Genomic DNA, 14,935 nt, shown 5'->3' with positions numbered 1-14,935 from the left:
CACCCGTGAACACACTGGATTTTGACAAGAAGCCGGAAGATACGCGCGTTGTCGTCGCCATGTCGGGCGGCGTCGACAGTTCCGTCGTTGCCGGCATCTTGAAGCGCCAGGGCTACGATGTGCTCGGTATCACGCTGCAGCTTTACGACCATGGCGCGGCCGTTCACCGCGCCGGCTCCTGCTGCGCCGGGCAGGACATCGACGATGCGCGCCGCGTCTGCGAAACGCTCGGCGTTCCGCATTACGTGCTCGATTACGAAAAGCGCTTCCGCGACACCGTCATCAATCCCTTCATGGAAAGCTATGTCGCCGGCGAAACGCCGATCCCTTGCGTGTCGTGCAATCAGACCGTCAAGTTCGCCGATCTTCTGGCGACGGCCAAGGAACTCGGCGCCGATGCGCTGGCGACGGGCCATTACATCCGTTCGCGCCCGAATCCGGCATCCGGCAACCCCAGCCGCCGCGCGCTTTACCGTCCGGCCGATGCCGACCGTGACCAGAGCTATTTCCTGTTTGCGACCACCCAGGAACAGATCGACTATCTGCGCTTCCCGCTTGGTGGGTTGCCGAAGGCCGAGACCCGCAGGCTTGCCGAAGAGATGGGGCTCGTCGTTGCCAAGAAGGCCGACAGCCAGGACATCTGTTTCGTGCCGCAGGGCAAATATTCCGATATCATCACCAAGCTGAAGCCGAACTCGGCGCTGGCGGGCGAGATCGTGCATCTCGATGGCCGCGTGCTCGGCAGCCATGACGGCATCCTTCATTATACGATCGGCCAGCGCCGCGGCATTGGCGTTGCGACTGGCGAGCCGCTCTATGTCGTCTTTCTCGATGCGCGCTCCCGCCGTGTCATTGTCGGTCCCAAAGAAGCGCTGGAGACCCACCGCGTCTATCTTCGCGACCTCAACTGGCTCGGCGACGATCCGCTTTCCGAAGCCGTGTCCGGCGAAGGTTTTGCCTGCTACGCGAAGGTTCGCTCTACCCGGGCGCCGGCACCGGCCGTTCTCCGCGCCGATGCGCACGGCATCTATGTCGACCTGACCGTCGGCGAAGCCGGCGTGGCGCCCGGCCAGGCCTGCGCGCTTTATTCGGCGCCGGGCGACGACGCCCGCGTCTTTGGCGGCGGCTTTGTCGAGCGTTCAGAGCGCGAGCCGGCGGCCGAAGCCTCGCTGAAGGCCCTGCTTTCCAGACCCGTCGCCGCCTGAACCGGACGCGAAACGGCGTGCGACAAAGCTCGCCGTTTTCTTGGTGTCACCTGCTTGACACCAAGCCGGACCGCACCTTATAAGCCGCTCATCCCACGAGCCGCCGCTTCGCGAACGGCATCGTTGACCAGTGGCGGAGTAGCTCAGCAGGTCAGAGCAGAGGAATCATAATCCTTGTGTCGGGGGTTCAAATCCCTCCTCCGCTACCAGTCAATTCATTGACAAATAGAGATAATTTCGAGGATGCCTGTAGCCGGATCATTCTTACTGGCGCGTGGCAGGAACAGAGCTAGCTCCCTGTCACCCTGTCGCGCGGTGCGAAAGGGCCCGCGTTGATCCGATGCGCGCGGGCCCGCATCTTTCATCAGCGCAGCTCGCCCATCAACGATTTCCAGATTCAGCTTAGAGGGTTAAGGCCGGGGTTAACACGTTACCCAGCCAGTGAGCGCGGCCGGAATATAGGGCCGCGTCGCGCCGCACTCATGCCGTGCAGCGGAGGAACTATATCCTATCGGTAGCGTTTTACCGGCACCCTGAAAATCTTGGGAGGATAACATGAAGAAACTGGTCATCTCTGCCGTATCGCTGTTTCTCTCGCTCGGTGGGGCGGCGATCGCGCAAACAGCGACGGTCACCGTTCCCGGCGAGGTCAGAACCTATGTTCTTGAGCAGAAATCGCCATCGGTCAAATTCGAAGGTGAGGTTGCGGTCGGAACGACGCTTCCTGATACGGTCGAGATCCACACGATCCCTGATCAGCCGGATTACGGTTATGTGGTCGTCAACGAAAAGCGCGTGCTCGTCAATCCGAAGACCCGCGCGGTGATCGAGGTCGTCGAGTAACTTGAAAGCACTGCGGGCCCGCCCTCCGGGCCCGCTATTCCTCCCCATCAGAGCATCGTCGAGATAGAGAGGCCGACGTGAATATACGCCCGCAGTATTATGCCAGACGCGACGGAGATGGCAGCTGGTCGATCATTGATACGCAGACGCACAAGGTAGCTGTCATTGCTGACACCGTGCCGCTCACACGCCTTGATGAAGCCACCGCTTTGGGGATTATCGATGAACTGAGAAGGCGGCATTCGGCTTCCAGAGAACACAGCGCCTCCGCCGAAGGCACGAACGACGGCCTAAGTCATTTTAACTAATTTGCTCTGTTTTGATCGTCTGTCATTCTGGTAGTGCGTGGCGGAGGCAAACCCTTCCCTTGTGTCACGCGCTGCGAAAAGGCTCGCGTTGAACGATAGCTCAGCGCGAGCCTTTTCGTGCTCATCAGGGAACTGCCCCATAAACGGCTTCGAGGTCAGCTTTAGAGCGTTGATGGGCGGCAAGGGCGCCAGCGCCATAGACTACGGTCGGGAGCATGTAGACGGCGGCAAGGCGGGCGATCCGATAACAGAACGGCAGGTCAACGCTGGTAAGGAGCTGGCGAGGTGCCGCGTCCTGCTCGGCGTCCGCCTTTATGGGCTCGTGTCTGCGGTGTGCGGTTACCCCGGCCAAGGAGCATGGCCCCAGCGCCGCGGCAATCAGCCGTCGATCGCCGCACAATGATGATAGGATGCGCCGATCTACGATAATATCCGCAAAATATCGTGGATTTTGGAAAATTTGCACCGCTATATTTCGAACACGCGGGAACGGCCAGTTCATCGACACGGACGAAGTTTCGAAACGCGGCTATTGGGGCCGAGGAAGGAAAAAACGTGTGCAATCTCTACCGATGCTGAATAACCTGGAGCCAATCCGCGCGATCATCGCCCGGTGATCAGTTGCTCGCGACGAGGTCCGACGTGTCGCAGCTGCGCCGCGGCCCTTCCCATGGTTGATACGTATTGTCTTCCGGTCGATACGACTTGTATCGAGCGGCGCAGCGGGCTGCCGCCTGTGTATTGATTTTCGCGCGGACGCGTCCACTAACTTCGGCGACACTTCCCTGGAACGGCGAGGAGCACTCGCGGGTCGCACCGCTATAGGATCGATAGCTATTGGTCGCGGGATTGAAGGAGCGGTAGCGTTCAGCGCACCAAGCAAGATGTTCGGTCGAGAGTTTTGGTTGCGTTATCTGACGTTCGGTTGACTGGCGAGCGGACTCCGACCGCCTCGCTCTTGAGGTCATAGTTGCCGACGCTTCGGTGACGTAGCTCGAATAGAGAGGCGGAATTCGTTCATAGCGCTGCTGCCGAGGATCGACTTTCACCGGCCTCGTAGTCCATAGATCGCCCGTCGCAAGGTCATTGAAAGCATGAGGACCGGCATTTTCCGCGACGTGTGACGCGACAGATGCGGCGGCTACGCACGCCCCGACCGAGCTGACGATTCCAAAGACAACGGATGCGATCCCTTTCATCTTCCCGCCCCTGCTATTGAGTTTGTGGAACCTCGACGCGGCCGGCGTTCGTAACCGCTGCCAACGAACGACCTGGGTAAGGGGTCGTTCCACGCCCGGGACCTCAGTCTGATAGAGTTTCGGCCTTTGGTCCAAAACCCACTTCAATGTCCGTTGCTGGCGCTATTTGCGGATCGCAAAGCGCTGCGGTCGCGGGACACAGGCAGGAGATTGAAAGAGATGGAAAACGCCGGGAAGCTCGAAGCACTATACAAGCAGATCAAAGGGCTAGCGGAGGGTCCCTGCTCTTTGCAAGACAGCGAGTATGCCTGTGCGGAACGCCGACGAAAAAAGACCATTATCATGCCGAGTTTGGAAGTGCTGAAGGGAAAGCGCCACATTTGCCAGTTGTACGTCGAGAAGGCCGAGGCGCGAGCCATCGAATTTTCCTATGATAGCGCACGGAAACTATCTTCCCCGTCATGCGTTCATATTTTGAACGTCTCCCGACGTTTCTGTTCGTCGTCGACTAGCCCCGATCCGTCGGGGCTCTTTGTAGCGAAGGAGCGGATGTGATCATACAAGTACGCGCTCCCTACTTCGCGAGACGTGACCCGGACGCCACCTGGTCGATAGTTGACATGAGGACCGGGCAGATCGTTGTCATCGCGGAAACCATGCCCCTCACAATCAAACATCTTGAAGAGGACACCATCATGGAGATTTTAGATGCTCTGTGCGCGAGAGATTTGACCTCTGGTTGGGCAACCAGCCCCTTGCGGGACAGAGATTGAGATGATCCCTGCTGTGTCGGGCTTCAATTCACCCATTTGTCCAGAATCGTACTAATACCTTTGGGCTAGTTTTATCGGCAGATGATCTCACCCATTCTATAAAAGCCGCACACCCCTATGAGCGGTATTCGTCATTACTTTCCTCTGCCCCGCCAACAGCGGGGCGCTTTTTTTGATATGGTCTAACGTCGCGCAAGTCTTCACCGAGGTTGAATTATTAGCTCCTTTGCGACGGAACCTTTCCCGCCGCTTATGGAGTAAGTCAATTCGACCTGGTCGCAGAGAAAGCCTTCGAACGTCGACCGGATATAAGGCGCGTCATTGATCGACATTATGAAGCTGCCCTTCAGGCTCCGCAGGCGCTCAGACATCAACGCGAATTGCTCTTGGCCGAATAACGTTTTTCCGTAATCGCCTTCGCTGCCGAAATACGGCGGATCGAGATAGAAGAGGGTGTCGGGACGGTCGTAGCGGTCTATGAACGCGAGCCAATCCAAGTTCTCAATGACGACACCTGCGAGACGTTCATGAACGTCTTCCAGGAGTGGTGCGAGCCGATTCAAATTGAAGCGAGCGGCACGGCTGCTATCGACCCCAAAATTCTGCCCCGCTACCTTTCCGCCAAATGCGAGCTTTTGCAGGTAGATAAAGCGTGCAGCGCGTTCGAGATCGGTGAGAGTGGCGGGGTCGCAGCTCTTCAAGCGCTCGAATTCCCGGCGGCTGGTGATTTGGAATTTCAGGGTATCCATGAACTGCGGGTAGTGCCGCTGCAGGATCTGGAAGAGATCGACCACCTCTCCATTGCGATCGTTGATCACCTCGCCGCGCGGCAGTCGGTCCCGGTTTCCGCCGAACGGCGGCGCGCAGCACCTCCCGCGGTTGCCTCCTTTCCGAAATCGCATGAGCGAATTTCCCGCGGACATCCTAGGGGCGCTGTGCTTGGAGCTCCGATATGCTCATTCTGAAGTGGTATCCAATGCTTGGCGCCGTGAGAAAGGGTAAATCTACGCATCCGTCTCAGCTCCCGTGTTAAGAGATCGATCCTAGATTGCTCATCAAATCAAACCATGAGCAGACGGAGAACCTATGAACGCAATTTCCAAGCTTCAGTATGGCAATCGCTTTGGCGATGACGTGACCAAGATCGCCCGGATGTCGCTCTCCGTGGCCGCCAGCTCATCCGACGCCCAGATCGCGCAGGCAAAGTACTCGAACTGGTTCCACGGAGAGGACGGCAAGCCAGAACCGATGGCGACGTCGAGCCGGAAGTTCAGAAGGATCACGGCAGAGATGGCAGTTGCCGAAGTGGCTGCGGCGACGAAGGAGAACTTGTCCATCCTTGGCGACGACGCCAGTGACCTATTCACCTCCAAGCTTCCCGCCGGCCACAAGATGCGCAAAGCGATCCGATCGTCCATTTTACAGGGCATCCCGTATCTGGGGACCTGCAAGTTCGGCGAGATCATTACTGATCGTGGTCAGGACAAGTATGGCGTGACACAGATATTCATCGCTAATTTCGACGGAAATCTGGATACGACCGAGGGCGCAAACTTCTACAATCCTTCAAGCCGGGAGTTCGACCAAATGTTCTACGGTGTCCACATCATCGTAGACCGGTTCGGCAATACGTTGGGCTTCAATCGCAACCGTGGCAACAACGGGATTGCGTTCAAGACGAAGGACATTACGACGGCGCTTTATAGCATCGCATCGGCAAGTACCGGCTTGTCTGTAGAGGCACTGCAAGAGCGCGCGCTTTCTCCCAAGAACGCCGTCAGATAGCGGCTACGGGGCTCCCCGTCGATCTACCTGCGTGGCGACGAGCTTCGCCACCAGATGCACCAGGTTCCTGGCCCCGAGCCGTAGCTTCATCTTGTCAATCCGATGCTCGATAGTTCTCGGTGACAGATTCAGAAATTCCGCAATTTCCTTGGCGGTCTGGCCTTCGATGAGAAGCTGTATGATGCCTTCGTCCGTTATATCCGACTTTACCTCCTGAACCGGAGGTATGAAGAATTTCCCTTCGGCAAGGCTTATGCACCACCCCGGCTTCCCATCACATTTCTGCGGCAGGATCAGGCGCTCGTAACCTATGCGGACACCAAGTAGCTTTGTCTTGACGAGATCGACCGTCGGCCGCCGCGACTCGACAGCACGCGAATACGTCGGAATGATCGCATCGTCCACGAACGATCTGTTCAGATCGCGCAGGGCGGAATCCGGAAACTCCCCCCTCATTTTGTCCAGCAGCCGGCTCTTGAAGCCGAAATCCTTCACCCTGTGAAACTGCCAATCATAAGGATCGTCTTGAGCCGTCTTCACGATGGAGAGCGCCATTTTGATGCTCAGCCTGGCCATAATCCCGGCATACAGACTTTTAGGATCCTCCATCGAACCTGATTGCAACCATGCATCGATGAGATCGTGTGAAATTGAATTGAATGAGCTCATACCCAGCGCGGTCTTGAAACGAAGTTGTCGATTTATTTCAAATACATCTGATATTTGTTACCAAAGGGTTGTTGCGTAAGTAGGAAGACATTCCAACGGTAGCACTCGCTCGTCCGTCAGGGTAGCCTCGCCCCTTTTTCACGACGAATCTCCACGCCTTCGACCAGAGCCCGTGTGAACCTAACTGCCCTTCGGTTCTCATCGCTCCTATGCGACCTCAGGCTCTAATGTCTGATAACGTTCATCGGACACGTTGACTTGGCGAGTAATGTTGTGAATGTCTGTGCGCAATGCGCGAAGAAGCAGGAACGGGTAAGAAGGAGTCCAGACGAGGCCATCGGCCCTTTCGGCTAAACACTTCGCGCGGTGCTTCCGCAGCCGTTCAATTTCCGTTTTCCGGTCCGCTCACCTTCGATGATCCTTCAGACAGCATTTCCTTCGCTATAACGGTGGACAAGGACAATCCAGCCGACGTGCCATCGCCGCATAACACGGGCGCGACGTTTCCGCCCATCGAGATAACGAAAGACACGATTGACGCCTATAATCCAGGCTTGAGCCGTTTCTAAGTGGAGATTGCGTGGGCCGAAAGGAAGCAAATCAATTGATGGACGAGGATAAACCTGAACTGACTGCTCTTTTTAAAGCCGTGGCCGAAAGCCCAAAACGCGACAACACCGCTTATCACAAGGCACTTGCCGAGGCTCGCCAGGCTTTCGAAGCCGCCGAGCTGGCATTCGGCGGCGCGTTTGGGGTGCAGACGAAGACCAAAATGAAGCGCAACGGCGATTACGTCGTGAAATGGACTTTCAAGCGGCATACTGGCGAAAAGCCGAAGTCGCGATGACCCCGGTCGTGGGATGATGGCAATCGTCTTCCACGATGCTTCCGAGGCTTGCTGGGTTAGCTTGTCAAAGATCGGTCAGCTTGATTTAGCATCCGGCTTCGATGTCGCGGAGGTTATCTGCGTGGCGGTCGGCACGGGTGCCACGGGACAGACTGGTTCACAATGCCCACCAGTGGCGAAAGTCTGCGCCGAAATCTGCCTCGCAAAGCTTGACACATTACCTGAATGAAAACTGACAACAATAATTGCCTGCAGACCCCCACTAAACAGGGGGCGAGATCATCCCGGAAACCGAGGGCGCAACCATCTCGGAACAACGAGCGGGGCGATCAGCGGCTCGCAAGCGCGTTGCACAGGGCTGTTCTACGGCTGCCCTAGGGGCTTCGTCTTCCCCGCCTCGCATTCCGGCAGTCGCACAGGTTTGGCGAGTTTTGCCAGGGCCTCGGGCTTGGCGCACGCCGGGAAGCCAGCTAGCGGCATCGTCTCTATGAACCGACTGCGCTCCATGGTGCTTAGGCCGGGTTCATTGATCATGCTCTCGACAGTCAGGTCCGGGTGCTGCTTGAGAGTTTCTATAACCGAAGCATTCGCCTCATCGGTTCGACCCAGTGCCGCAAGGGAACTGCTACGCACCACCCAGTTCCACTTTTGGTAGTTGTTGGGCGTCATGCGCTCCAGCATCTTCACCGCGTCCTCATACCGGCCCGCCATAAAATAGGCAGGTGAGAAGAAGTTGGACGTCCACATCGGATAGTTCGGGTCGAGCCTCATTACCTGGTCGACCATTTGAGCGCCGCGTTCGGGTTCACCGAAGCGTGCTGCAAAGCCTGTATAGAAAGTCAGGATTTCGGACGAACCGGGAGCTAGACGAACGGCCGTGTCCAGCTCAGACTTGGCGCGGCCCATGTCGCCCTTATTAGCAAGGCTCATACCAAACACCGCGTGTGCTTCAGCGTCGCTCGGATCAAGCCGCACCGCGCGTTCAGCCACATCGGCAGCCGCCTTGCGGTTGCTCTCGGGATTGACACCAAACACACCCAATAGATCATGAGCATGGTAAAGTTCTACCCAGGCCCGTGCCAGCCCCGGGTCCAGCTCGACGGCGCGGTTGAGAAACTTGATGGCCTCCTCCTCATCCGCTTTGGTGAGCTTTTCAATCTTCTCGGTCCCGAGCAGATAGTAATCATAGGCATTCAGGTTTTCTGGCCGTTTACGTTTGGCTGCAGCCCGCCCGGCCTCTTGAATCAGTCCTACTCCGCCGCCGAGGCGGTTGGCGACCTGCTCTGCGATTTCGGTCTGAACGGCGAACACGTCCTCAGCGGGCCGGTCCCAATTCTCCGACCAAAGATGGTGGCCGGTTTTTGCATCGATCAACTGTGCTGTGATCCGTACCCGGCCACTCTGCCGCTGGATCGAGCCTTCCAGTACAAAGCCGACATGGAGCGCACTTGCGACCTGGCGGGCATCCACCGGCTTGCCTTTATAAACTTCCGTTGAATTCCGTGCCATCACCTCGAATTCGGGAAACCGCGCGAGGTCGGTGATGATGTCCTCAGTCAGGCCATCGGCCAGACGCCCGCTAGCCTCGTCGCCGCCATAATTGTCGAAGGGCAGCACGGCCACCGACGGCTTGCCGCTCAAAGGTTCGGGCTGCAAGAACCACCAGATCCCGCCGCCCGCCAGAGCAAGCGCCACGATCGCCGCCGCAGCTGTCTCGGCCCAGCGCGGTATCATTCCGAGAATCGGGCGACGCGCCCGTTTGCCGTCGAGTCTCAGCCGATACATCCGCACTGGGCGGCTGATGTTCTTGACCTGCTGCTCGCCGGCGAAATCGAGCGGCCAGTCGAGTTTGCCCTGGAGATGATCGTATGCCGTCCCCGACACCATCACGCCCCCCGGCTCGGCCAAATGCTCCAGCCGCGCGGCGACATTCACCCCATCCCCATACACATCGCCATCCACCAACGCCACATCGCCCAGATTGATCCCGACGCGGAATACGATGCGCTCAGGCTCCGGTAGGTCGGCGTTGCGCGCCGCCACGGTATTTTGAAACTCCGCAGCGCAGGCAACCGCATCAACCACGCTGTCGAAGGCGACGAGCGCGCCGTCGCCCATCAGCTTGATAACGGTGCCATGGCGCTGGGAGATGGCGGGATTGATCAGGTCGGCGCGGATGGCGCTCAGTCGCTTGATGGTGCCGGCCTCATCGGCCTCCATCGCCTTCGAGTAGCCTACCATATCCACCGCTAGGATCGCGAGCAGCTTCCGGTCGAGCGCGGGGGTACTCATCATCGTTGCCTTGCATGAACATGCAACAGTGTCGGCAGTCTACACCCGTCGAAGCACCGCAACTAGCTCACCGCCAAAACGGCATGTCTGCTTGTAGGGCCCGAAGCGGACACTCGACATACCTCTACAAGCGAATTGGGACTGGCTGGTTTGGGCGTGGCCCGGAAATTCGGTCGGGGCTTCACCAGGGCGGCTAATGGATATACAAAACAGCGGGAGGGCAATATTATGGAGCATCAGTATATTTCGCTCGGCGCAGCGTGCAATGCCGCGATGATGATCAAAAAGCTGGGCCTGAGAAAGACATCCTATCCGTTTGATTGGCTATTCAATCTTGATAGCGGTCTCGCATCCGTCACCGAGATGATTCAGGATGACTTTCAGAAGGTCTGCGCACCCGATTGCTATATGCCCGCAAGCCATTCGACGCTCACAACTGAAGTAGTCGCCTACCGGGATTACCCGGCCGTGCTGCACATCCACACCAATCCGATGTCGAAGACCGGCGACCATGATGAACTGGTCCGGCGGTTCGACCGCTTTCGCGTTGCCCTGAAATCGAGAGATAAGCTGCACTTCGTGTACTATCGCAATCTCGCCGCCGCGCGGCTGACCGATCCGTCCGTCACGGCGCAACAGGTGCTAAGGCAGTTAATCGACGAGGCGAGGGTCTTTCTCGACACCATATCTGCGTGGCGCGGCGGCGACACCTCTCTGCTTCTTGTCTTGGAAACCGGCATTGAGGACATCGAGCCGGCCTCAATCGCACTGGCGTCAGCGACAGTGCCGGATGGCCGCATCCATATCGGGCACGCTATCTCACGCTATGATGAGAACCCTGTGTTCAACGATGTCTGGAAACGGCAATGGACCGATCTGCTGCTGAACCGGACGGAGATGCCGTTACACCTCGCGGCCCGCGCTCTAGCCAAGGTCCATTTCAGACGCCTGAAGAGCTTCGTCAACGGTGACCGCCTGCCTCCCATTTCTTTGCCCTCGCCGCTCACCCATTGAGGAGCGATTCCGATATAATTTACTCACCTTAAAGCTGTTGCAGCATTTATGAATTTCTCGTAAGTTGTAGTCGCTCGCCATGACGAGCGAACATATTGTTCGCCGCAGCCGCCGTGACGTTATTTGTTGCGCTCTGGCTGATGCATGCACCCCCCATCGCGAGCCGTCGCGACTTGATGACAATGACCTCGGCCGAACACGGCTGGTATGCAAAGCGGTTTTTCCGCTGATGCTCCTGTTTGCCGCGCTTGCCACTGCAGGAAGTCTAGCTTGGCAGTGGGGATGTGACCTTGAGGCGGCGCTTGGCGCTTTCCGGAAGCGGCCGATCCCGTCGCCAGGCCCTCCCGCTTCGTCTGGACGAAGTGTCGGCAATACCCAGAGCGCTTAGAGTAAACGGTGATGCCAACCCATAGAAAGGCGGCTAGATTTGGCAGCCACTTATTCCGCTTGAACCTCCGCGCTATGAAATAAGCCGATACCGGGAACTGGATGTTTGCGGCAGGAATAAAAAGTGAGGTGTCGAGTTCTAGTCCGATTTGCTCGAAGAGCCTTCAAAGGCGAGTCGACGAACGCTATTTGTCCAGCACATAAATCGTGGCGTCGTCCTCTTCGTCCCGCACACCTTTGTAAGAGGCATGTCTCAGCTTCCCATCGTGCGTCCACGCGCGATACTCGATCTCGGCAATCAGCGTCGGCCGCACCCAGACCAGCCCTTTGCGCCTTCCATCATAGATGACCGGCGGTTTCGTGACCTTCAGCCGATCGAGCGCTTCGCGCAGCTCCTGCGCCGTGCGTTCGTTGAAGCCGGTCCCGACATTGCCGACATAAGCCAGGCCGTCATTTTTGCGCGCCGCCAGCAACAGCGAGCCGATGCCGGCGCGCGCGACCGTGGAAAGTTCATAGCCAACGATCACGAAGCTGTCGCTCTGCAGGCACTTGATTTTCACCCAGTCGCCGAGACGGCCGGAGCGGTACTCGCTACGGCGATCCTTCGCGATGATGCCTTCGAGCCCATGCTCGCAGGCAAGCTCCAGCAGCCTGTCGCCGTCCGCCTGGAACTCCTCCGACAGCCGAATGACGCCTTCCCGATCGATGATCAGCCCTTCGAGCAGATGGCGTCGCGAAGAAAGCTCCAGTTGCCGCAGATCATGCCCGTCGAAATAGAGCAGATCGAAGGTCATGAAGAGCGCCTCGCCGGAAGTCCGCTTGCCGCCCCGGCCGCCGAGCGATTGCTGCAGCAGCCCGAAATCGGACCGGCCACGCTCATCGACCACGATTGCCTCGCCATCGAGGATCGCGGTCGCCACGCCGAGCTGCTTGGCGGCTCGCTCGATCGCCGGGAAACGATGCGTCCAGTCATGGCCCCCGCGGGTGATGATGCGCACGCCCTGCGGCTCGATATGCACTGCCAGGCGATATCCGTCCCATTTTATTTCGTAAACCCACTGCTCGCCCTTCGGCGGCTTCGGCTTAAGAAGCGCCAGGCACGGCTCGATGCGGTCCGGCATGGGATCGAGGGGAAGGTTCGGCTGCGCTGGATCGCGCGGCTTGCGCGGCCGGGATCGAACCGGCTTATCGGATGCGAGCAGCGGCTTTGAAGCTGGAGACTTGGCCATCTGATGATTACATCAGGGAATGCTTAAAAAGAAAACGAAATTTGAGGCAATGACGACGGAAGAATATCAGCCGAAATACAAATGACGGGAGACATGGCTCGGCGAAGGCCACCAGGACTTTGTCTCTTTGGATAGAGATTTGCAGTTCGGGTACATTTATCTCGGCCTAGCCAGCGCTTCGCGCGTCGGCCAGTGGCGATGGGCGATCAACACCAACCTTGGCAAAGCATCCTGCCGCACAACGGCTGGGCACCCACGGCGCGAGAGGCATCGAGAAAGGTCGAAGAGCCATAGGAGCAGATCAAAGCGCTGCATGGACTTAATCTTCACTCCGCGTTCCGGATCGATCTTCGAAACTAAGCCATCAAGTACAGCGTTGATCTTGGATCAGGAAGCAGGAGTGCGAGCCATGAAGATGCTGACCATCGCTGCCGCAGTGGGCGTGGCACTCACCATGGGTGCTGGCAACGCATCGGCCGATCCTTGGAAGGACGAAAGCGGCCATGGGCGGTGGCGTTCCGATCGCTACGACAGTGAACCCCGATACGAACAAAGAGCATACAAGGAAGAGTATCGTCGCGGGAGGATGTAAGATCGAGCGGAAATGAGGCGACGGAGAGTACAAAGAAGAGATCAAGTGCAAGCGCGGTGCTCGACCCGTCTACGGATACTATCGGTATTGAATGCTCGGCGGTCGCCCGATGCCTCATTTAGAGGCGGGGGCCGATCACCCGGGAACTTTTCCATCCCCTGCCGGTTTATTGCGATCACGCGTTTCATCTTCCCACCAGTCGCTGAAGCTGCGTGATCTGCAGTGCTGTGGGGATGATCCCCTAAGTACTGAGCCAGTGGCTTGGGCTCGCTTTGCCCTCTCTTAGACGAGCCCTTGCCACGATATGTTTTCGTGAAGGCCGCTTTACCGCCGCTTCCGGGCGGGGCTTTTCTCTTAGAATTCTTAGGGGTTTAGGGAACCGAGCATGAGCAGAGGCTATTTCGCTGCCGAAGATATTGAGATCTGCAAGAAAGTCTTCGATGATATCTGCGCTACCGGGCACATAACGAGCGAGTATGAGCGCATCGAACTCGCAAGCCAGATCATTTATTTCTATCAGCACGGCGTCACTATCGAAGATAGCTTGGAACAGCTAGTCGTGAGCATGGCCGAGAGGCAGAGGCCGACGTGAATATGCGCATATGCCCGCAGTATTACGCCAGACGCGACGCGGATGGCAGCTGGTCGATTGTTGATACGCAGACGCACAAGGTCGCTGTCATTGCTGAAATTCTGCCGCTAAGACGTCTTGATGAATCGACCGCCGTGGAGATTATCGATGCCCTGAGAAGGAGGCATTCGGCTTCCGGAGAACCCGGCGCCTCCGCCGAAGGCACGAGGGCCTAAGCCGTTTTAGCTAATTTGCTCTCGTTTGATCGTCTGTCATTCTGCTGTCGGAAGCGGTGAGCCCCAAAGCGCGTGGCTCGCTCTCCTTTCCAGACATGATGTTCGGAACCAATTAGGCCGGATTAATTAATCTGCTTCGCCGCTCGAAGTGCTCGACAAAGGCGGTTGAAACCGTTCTGGCGATGTCTAGTTAATCATCAAAGCCCGCTGGATGACTGGGTCATGAAGTATCGCATTGAGGCAGAGGGCAACGCCAAATACCGTGTTGTCGACAGTGACACCGACGAGACAGCCACCTGGAAGAGCCATCTCCAGACAGGCTTGTCGCGTCCGCTAGCAGAAGCGCTTTCAGGTTATCTGAATGCACTCCACCGTTACGATGAAGCCCATGGCGGGCACTTCGGAAGCTCAGAAGACTAGCCCTTCGCGCGACTATGGCCACAGCCACTCACATCGCAATCGGTCAATTCCGCTTCTGGAAGGTAAACCGGCTGAATGAATACATCGCGGATCTGCGGAACGTCGTTGCTGGACAAAATGGAGTTGCCTTTGATGCGACCGAGGGCTCCGCAATGACTTCGAGCTGCTCCCGGCCAAACAGTGTTTTCCTGTAGTCGCCTCCGCTGCCGAAATACGGCGGATCGAGGTAAAGCCAATCCAAGTTCTCAACTACGACCTCTGCGAGGCGTTCATGGACGTCTTCCAGGAGCAGTGCCCGCCTGGTGATCTGGAATTTCAGGGTCTCCATGAACTGCGGGTAGTGCCGCTGCAGGAATCCGCAAGAGGTTTACCACCTCGCCGTTGCGGTCGTTGATCACCTCGCCACGCGGCACTCTGGTTCGCCTGAAAAACACGCCACCCATGCCCACGAAAGGCTCGGGTAGACGCCATGCCGAACGGCCACAACATCTTAAACCAGCACGGCGCAGGCGATCGTTTGCCGTTCATGCACGCCGCCGGAAGGGGCCTTCGGTGGAAAGGAGAG

Annotated in this window: 16 protein-coding genes, 1 tRNA gene and 1 pseudogene; 12 read left to right on the top strand and 6 right to left on the bottom strand. The window is 57.7% G+C overall.

Annotation, left to right across the window (positions count from 1 at the left end; genetic code table 11):
- The first annotated feature begins 5 nt into the window (after positions 1 to 5).
- The 4 genes from mnmA to ACW4PC_RS10305 all read left to right on the top strand — a co-directional run bounded on the left by mnmA (position 6) and on the right by ACW4PC_RS10305 (position 2,356).
- Positions 6 to 1,205 carry a tRNA 2-thiouridine(34) synthase MnmA gene (gene mnmA / locus ACW4PC_RS10320; RefSeq protein WP_455873748.1) on the top strand — a complete coding sequence of 400 codons (1,200 nt, stop codon included), beginning with the start codon at positions 6 to 8 and terminating at the stop codon, positions 1,203 to 1,205.
- Between the two features lie 132 nt (positions 1,206 to 1,337).
- A tRNA-Met gene (locus ACW4PC_RS10315) sits at positions 1,338 to 1,414 on the top strand.
- Positions 1,415 to 1,760: 346 nt separating this feature from the next.
- On the top strand, positions 1,761 to 2,048 hold the full coding sequence (locus ACW4PC_RS10310) for a DUF1236 domain-containing protein (RefSeq protein ID WP_133937666.1): 288 nt from the start codon (positions 1,761 to 1,763) through the stop codon (positions 2,046 to 2,048).
- Positions 2,049 to 2,125: 77 nt separating this feature from the next.
- Positions 2,126 to 2,356, top strand: a complete 231-nt coding sequence (locus ACW4PC_RS10305; RefSeq protein WP_455873747.1) for a hypothetical protein — start codon at positions 2,126 to 2,128, stop codon at positions 2,354 to 2,356.
- 617 nt (positions 2,357 to 2,973) lie between these two features.
- On the opposite strand, the gene ACW4PC_RS10300 is transcribed toward ACW4PC_RS10305, so the two are convergent.
- Positions 2,974 to 3,555, bottom strand: coding sequence for a BA14K family protein (locus tag ACW4PC_RS10300; protein WP_455873746.1), 582 nt, complete (start codon positions 3,553 to 3,555; stop codon positions 2,974 to 2,976).
- Positions 3,556 to 3,774: 219 nt separating this feature from the next.
- On the opposite strand from ACW4PC_RS10300, the gene ACW4PC_RS10295 reads away from it, so the two are divergent.
- Entirely contained in the window at positions 3,775 to 4,110 is a 336-nt protein-coding gene (locus ACW4PC_RS10295) for a hypothetical protein (RefSeq protein ID WP_455873745.1), read from the top strand.
- 418 nt (positions 4,111 to 4,528) lie between these two features.
- Here ACW4PC_RS10295 and ACW4PC_RS10290 read toward each other — a convergent pair whose 3' ends face one another.
- Positions 4,529 to 5,230, bottom strand: a complete 702-nt coding sequence (locus ACW4PC_RS10290; protein WP_455873744.1) for a DNA adenine methylase — start codon at positions 5,228 to 5,230, stop codon at positions 4,529 to 4,531.
- Positions 5,231 to 5,414: 184 nt separating this feature from the next.
- On the opposite strand from ACW4PC_RS10290, the gene ACW4PC_RS10285 reads away from it, so the two are divergent.
- On the top strand, positions 5,415 to 6,113 hold the full coding sequence (locus ACW4PC_RS10285) for a DUF6656 family protein (RefSeq protein ID WP_455873743.1): 699 nt from the start codon (positions 5,415 to 5,417) through the stop codon (positions 6,111 to 6,113).
- 3 nt (positions 6,114 to 6,116) lie between these two features.
- Here ACW4PC_RS10285 and ACW4PC_RS10280 read toward each other — a convergent pair whose 3' ends face one another.
- Complete coding sequence (locus ACW4PC_RS10280) at positions 6,117 to 6,782, bottom strand: helix-turn-helix domain-containing protein (protein ID WP_455873742.1); 666 nt, start codon at positions 6,780 to 6,782, stop codon at positions 6,117 to 6,119.
- A 607-nt stretch (positions 6,783 to 7,389) separates the two neighbouring features.
- Here ACW4PC_RS10280 and ACW4PC_RS10275 point away from each other — a divergent pair.
- The gene (locus ACW4PC_RS10275) at positions 7,390 to 7,629 is read left to right on the top strand and encodes a hypothetical protein (protein ID WP_455873741.1); all 240 of its coding nucleotides are present in this window, start codon (positions 7,390 to 7,392) and stop codon (positions 7,627 to 7,629) included.
- 363 nt (positions 7,630 to 7,992) lie between these two features.
- Here ACW4PC_RS10275 and ACW4PC_RS10270 read toward each other — a convergent pair whose 3' ends face one another.
- The gene (locus ACW4PC_RS10270) at positions 7,993 to 9,921 is read right to left on the bottom strand and encodes an adenylate/guanylate cyclase domain-containing protein (RefSeq protein ID WP_455874984.1); all 1,929 of its coding nucleotides are present in this window, start codon (positions 9,919 to 9,921) and stop codon (positions 7,993 to 7,995) included.
- 228 nt (positions 9,922 to 10,149) lie between these two features.
- Between ACW4PC_RS10270 and ACW4PC_RS10265 the strand changes: the two genes are divergently transcribed.
- Complete coding sequence (locus ACW4PC_RS10265) at positions 10,150 to 10,935, top strand: DUF1796 family putative cysteine peptidase (RefSeq protein ID WP_455873740.1); 786 nt, start codon at positions 10,150 to 10,152, stop codon at positions 10,933 to 10,935.
- Between the two features lie 572 nt (positions 10,936 to 11,507).
- On the opposite strand, the gene ligD is transcribed toward ACW4PC_RS10265, so the two are convergent.
- Positions 11,508 to 12,551 carry a non-homologous end-joining DNA ligase gene (gene ligD / locus ACW4PC_RS10260; protein ID WP_455873739.1) on the bottom strand — a complete coding sequence of 348 codons (1,044 nt, stop codon included), beginning with the start codon at positions 12,549 to 12,551 and terminating at the stop codon, positions 11,508 to 11,510.
- A gap of 409 nt (positions 12,552 to 12,960) precedes the next feature.
- Here ligD and ACW4PC_RS10255 point away from each other — a divergent pair.
- The 4 genes and pseudogenes from ACW4PC_RS10255 to ACW4PC_RS10240 all read left to right on the top strand — a co-directional run bounded on the left by ACW4PC_RS10255 (position 12,961) and on the right by ACW4PC_RS10240 (position 14,370).
- Positions 12,961 to 13,234, top strand: a pseudogene (locus ACW4PC_RS10255) (hypothetical protein).
- A 294-nt stretch (positions 13,235 to 13,528) separates the two neighbouring features.
- Positions 13,529 to 13,735 carry a hypothetical protein gene (locus ACW4PC_RS10250; protein WP_455873738.1) on the top strand — a complete coding sequence of 69 codons (207 nt, stop codon included), beginning with the start codon at positions 13,529 to 13,531 and terminating at the stop codon, positions 13,733 to 13,735.
- Entirely contained in the window at positions 13,732 to 13,950 is a 219-nt protein-coding gene (locus ACW4PC_RS10245) for a hypothetical protein (RefSeq protein ID WP_455873737.1), read from the top strand. Before ACW4PC_RS10250 ends, ACW4PC_RS10245 begins: the two co-directional genes overlap by 4 nt.
- A gap of 222 nt (positions 13,951 to 14,172) precedes the next feature.
- The gene (locus ACW4PC_RS10240; protein WP_455873736.1) at positions 14,173 to 14,370 is read left to right on the top strand and encodes a hypothetical protein; all 198 of its coding nucleotides are present in this window, start codon (positions 14,173 to 14,175) and stop codon (positions 14,368 to 14,370) included.
- 43 nt (positions 14,371 to 14,413) lie between these two features.
- Here the strand turns inward: ACW4PC_RS10240 and ACW4PC_RS10235 are convergent, their stop codons facing one another.
- Complete coding sequence (locus ACW4PC_RS10235) at positions 14,414 to 14,698, bottom strand: hypothetical protein (RefSeq protein WP_455873735.1); 285 nt, start codon at positions 14,696 to 14,698, stop codon at positions 14,414 to 14,416.
- Between the last annotated feature and the right edge of the window lie 237 nt (positions 14,699 to 14,935).

This window comes from Rhizobium yanglingense, from assembly GCF_977109285.1.
Note: the sequence above shows the minus strand (reverse complement) of the source record. Positions and strands in the feature narration are given on the sequence as shown.

What these genes read in the sequence shown, in the direction of transcription:
- ACW4PC_RS10270 (WP_455874984.1), bottom strand. Translation starts at nt 9,921, where the DNA reads ATGAGTACCCCCGCGCTCGACCGGAAGCTGCTCGCGATCCTAGCGGTG.
- ACW4PC_RS10250 (WP_455873738.1), top strand. Translation starts at nt 13,529, where the DNA reads ATGAGCAGAGGCTATTTCGCTGCCGAAGATATTGAGATCTGCAAGAAA.
- ligD (WP_455873739.1), bottom strand. Translation starts at nt 12,551, where the DNA reads ATGGCCAAGTCTCCAGCTTCAAAGCCGCTGCTCGCATCCGATAAGCCG.
- ACW4PC_RS10310 (WP_133937666.1), top strand. Translation starts at nt 1,761, where the DNA reads ATGAAGAAACTGGTCATCTCTGCCGTATCGCTGTTTCTCTCGCTCGGT.
- ACW4PC_RS10265 (WP_455873740.1), top strand. Translation starts at nt 10,150, where the DNA reads ATGGAGCATCAGTATATTTCGCTCGGCGCAGCGTGCAATGCCGCGATG.
- ACW4PC_RS10290 (WP_455873744.1), bottom strand. Translation starts at nt 5,230, where the DNA reads ATGCGATTTCGGAAAGGAGGCAACCGCGGGAGGTGCTGCGCGCCGCCG.
- ACW4PC_RS10300 (WP_455873746.1), bottom strand. Translation starts at nt 3,555, where the DNA reads ATGAAAGGGATCGCATCCGTTGTCTTTGGAATCGTCAGCTCGGTCGGG.
- ACW4PC_RS10295 (WP_455873745.1), top strand. Translation starts at nt 3,775, where the DNA reads ATGGAAAACGCCGGGAAGCTCGAAGCACTATACAAGCAGATCAAAGGG.
- ACW4PC_RS10285 (WP_455873743.1), top strand. Translation starts at nt 5,415, where the DNA reads ATGAACGCAATTTCCAAGCTTCAGTATGGCAATCGCTTTGGCGATGAC.
- ACW4PC_RS10280 (WP_455873742.1), bottom strand. Translation starts at nt 6,782, where the DNA reads ATGAGCTCATTCAATTCAATTTCACACGATCTCATCGATGCATGGTTG.
- ACW4PC_RS10275 (WP_455873741.1), top strand. Translation starts at nt 7,390, where the DNA reads ATGGACGAGGATAAACCTGAACTGACTGCTCTTTTTAAAGCCGTGGCC.
- ACW4PC_RS10240 (WP_455873736.1), top strand. Translation starts at nt 14,173, where the DNA reads ATGAAGTATCGCATTGAGGCAGAGGGCAACGCCAAATACCGTGTTGTC.
- ACW4PC_RS10235 (WP_455873735.1), bottom strand. Translation starts at nt 14,698, where the DNA reads ATGGAGACCCTGAAATTCCAGATCACCAGGCGGGCACTGCTCCTGGAA.